The sequence below is a fragment of the Pseudomonas sp. Sample_16 genome (assembly GCF_004307665.1).
Classification (GTDB): Bacteria; Pseudomonadota; Gammaproteobacteria; order Pseudomonadales; family Pseudomonadaceae; genus Aquipseudomonas.
In genome coordinates, this window is the sequence record NZ_RCOB01000013.1 from 1 (window position 1) to 1,523 (window position 1,523).

Here is a 1,523-nt window from a genome sequence, read left to right on the forward strand (position 1 = left end):
TGGTCGCAGCCGCTGACCACCCAGGATTGGTAGCCAGTCATGTCTCTTGAAATCGTTATTCTCGCTGCTGGCCAAGGCACGCGTATGCGTTCGGCCTTGCCGAAAGTCTTGCACCCGATTGCCGGCAACTCGATGCTTGGCCATGTTATCCACAGCGCCCGACAACTTGATCCACAGCGCATCCACGTGGTGATCGGCCATGGTGCCGATGCTGTGCGTGAACGTTTAGCCGCTGACGATCTGAATTTCGTCCTTCAGGACAAACAACTCGGGACCGGCCATGCCGTGGCCCAGGCTGTACCGTTCATTGAGTCAGACACCGTGCTGGTTCTCTACGGTGATGTGCCATTGATTGAAGTTGAAACCCTGCAGCGTTTGCTCAAGCTTGTCGTGCCAGGACAAATGGGTCTGCTCACCGTCGAACTGGACGACGCAACTGGATACGGCCGAATCGTTCGTGACACTGACGGCAAGGTTGCTGCCATCGTCGAGCACAAGGACGCCACCGAAGCTCAACGCGCCATCAACGAAGGCAACACCGGTATCCTTGCGGTCCCAGCGGATCGCTTGGCCGACTGGACTGGGCGTCTGTCGAATAACAACGTTCAGGGCGAGTATTACCTGACCGATGTGATCGAAATGGCAGTCAGCGATGGCCTGGTCGTAGCCACCGAGCAACCCCACGACGCGATGGAAGTGCAGGGCGCCAACGACCGCAAGCAGCTTTCCGAACTGGAGCGTCACTATCAGCTGCGCGCCGGTCGCCGTTTGATGGCCCAAGGCGTGACGTTGCGCGACCCCGCACGTTTCGATGTTCGCGGTGAAGTGACCGTGGGCCGGGATGTGCTGATCGACATCAACGTGATTCTCGAAGGCAAAGTCGTCATCGAAGACGACGTGGTGATCGGCCCGAACTGCGTCATCAAGGACAGCACCCTGCGCAAAGGCGTGGTGATCAAGGCCAACAGCCATATCGAAGGCGCAACTCTCGGTGAAGGCAGCGACGCCGGCCCGTTTGCGCGTTTACGCCCGGGTACCGTGCTGGAAGCGCGGGCGCATGTGGGTAACTTTGTCGAATTGAAAAATGCACACTTGGGTGAAGGCGCCAAGGCCGGTCACCTGACCTACCTGGGCGACGCGGAAGTCGGTGCGCGCACCAACATCGGCGCAGGCACCATCACCTGCAACTACGATGGCGCCAACAAGTGGAAAACCGTGTTGGGTGAGGACGTGTTCATCGGTTCCAACAATTCGTTGGTGGCACCTGTGGATATCCTCGATGGCGCGACCACAGCGGCAGGTTCGACCATTACGTCGACTGTGGATAAATCTCAGCTGGCCGTTGGCCGTGCCCGTCAGAAGAACATTGATGGCTGGAAACGGCCGGAGAAAGTGAAGAAAAGCTGAGTTACCCACAACTCGTGAAAACGCCTTCGCGGGCAAGTCTCGCTCCTACAGTGTTGTGAGTAACCTGTAGATACTCTGTTCACGGTCAAGCTTTCGCGAGATGTTTTTCGCTAAAA

Annotated in this window: 1 protein-coding gene; it reads left to right on the forward strand. The window is 57.7% G+C overall.

Annotated features, from left to right (window positions below; translation table 11 throughout):
* Positions 1-39: 39 nt before the first annotated feature.
* Positions 40-1,407, forward strand: coding sequence for a bifunctional UDP-N-acetylglucosamine diphosphorylase/glucosamine-1-phosphate N-acetyltransferase GlmU (glmU, locus tag D8U69_RS01480; protein WP_082557575.1), 1,368 nt, complete (start codon positions 40-42; stop codon positions 1,405-1,407).
* Positions 1,408-1,523: the final 116 nt, after the last annotated feature.

Coding starts and splice junctions, on each gene's coding strand:
- glmU (WP_082557575.1), top strand. CDS start 40: ATGTCTCTTGAAATCGTTATTCTCGCTGCTGGCCAAGGCACGCGTATG.